Raw genomic sequence first — 1,156 nt, 5'->3', positions numbered from 1 at the left:
AGGACCGTGTAGCTTCCCCAGGGCCGGGAGACCGTACGGTGCTCTATGCGCTCCTTCGCCCCCTTCTCCCGCAAGAGATCCACCACCCTCCTTACGTCCTGGGCACGCTCCTTCGGGATGACCAGGGTGGCGTCCTCCGTATCCACGACCACCATGTCCTTAACACCGACAGCGGCAACGAGGTCAGAGCCGGCGTGGAAGACAGAATCTCTGCACTCTATGGCAACGACGTTTCCAAAGGACACGTTCCCGTCCTGATCGGTCTCCTCCACCTCGTCCAGGGAGGACCAGGACCCCACGTCGGACCATGAAAAATCGCACGGCACGACGGCAACCCTGTCGGACCTCTCCATGACGCCGTAGTCGACGGAAATCGGCTCGATCGCCCCAAACGCNNNCTTTTCACTTCCTCGAGAAACGTACCCGCCCGCCAGATGAACATCCCGCTGTTCCAGTAGTAGCTCCCCTCTTTCACGAACTGCTCGGCCCTCTCCCTGTCGGGCTTCTCCGTGAACCGGTCGACGGCGTAGACCCCCTCGCCGATTTCCCTCCCCCTCCGGATGTAGCCGTAGCCCGTCTCGGGCTTCCGGGGGGCGATCCCGAGGGTAACGAGAAAACCCTCCCTTGCCGCGCCGGCGGCCTTCGCGATCGCCTCCCTGAAAAGATCGTTCTCCTTGATCACGTGGTCCGAGGGCAAAACCACCATGATGCCGTCCCCGAAGCGGTCACGGATAAACCGTGCCGCAAGGGCAATGGCGGGCGCCGTGTTCTTCGCCGCCGGCTCGACGACGAAGTGGAGGGGCTCGCTCAAAAGTTCGAGCCGTATCTTCTCGGAGAGTTCCCTCCCCGCCACCACGATCGCAGTCCCCCCTGCCGACAGCTCCCTGGCGCGGTCCACGGTCTGCCCGATCAGGCTTTTGTCCCCGCCAATCCTTATAAACTGCTTGGGCCACTGCTCCCGGGAAAGCGGCCAGAAGCGCGTCCCGGCGCCCCCGGCCAGGATGACCGGGTAAATGTCGTTTGTCTCCATTCGCCTTCTCCCATCACATCATTTCCATCGCGGGACAAAAAAACCTCAATTTAGAAGTTCAGAACTCACCGTTCACAGCCCAGAGCTAAAACACCGGATCTTTTTCTGTTTGCCGCATTTGCATCT

2 protein-coding genes are annotated in these 1,156 nt (G+C 61.2%); both read right to left on the bottom strand.

Annotated elements, in window-relative coordinates:
- Positions 1 to 245: mannose-1-phosphate guanylyltransferase/mannose-6-phosphate isomerase (locus GTN70_08520; protein ID NIO17028.1), on the bottom strand; the 245-nt coding region annotated here is incomplete at its 3' end.
- Positions 218 to 1,030 (bottom strand): NTP transferase domain-containing protein, encoded by an 813-nt coding sequence (locus GTN70_08515; GenBank protein NIO17027.1) that lies wholly within the window; start codon positions 1,028 to 1,030, stop codon positions 218 to 220. The genes GTN70_08520 and GTN70_08515, both read right to left, overlap by 28 nt.
- Positions 1,031 to 1,156 lie beyond the last annotated feature (126 nt).

The organism is Deltaproteobacteria bacterium (assembly GCA_011773515.1).
In the GTDB taxonomy this organism is placed as follows: Bacteria; Desulfobacterota; Deferrimicrobia; order J040; family J040; genus WVXK01.
This window is presented reverse-complemented; position numbering and strand designations above follow the sequence as displayed.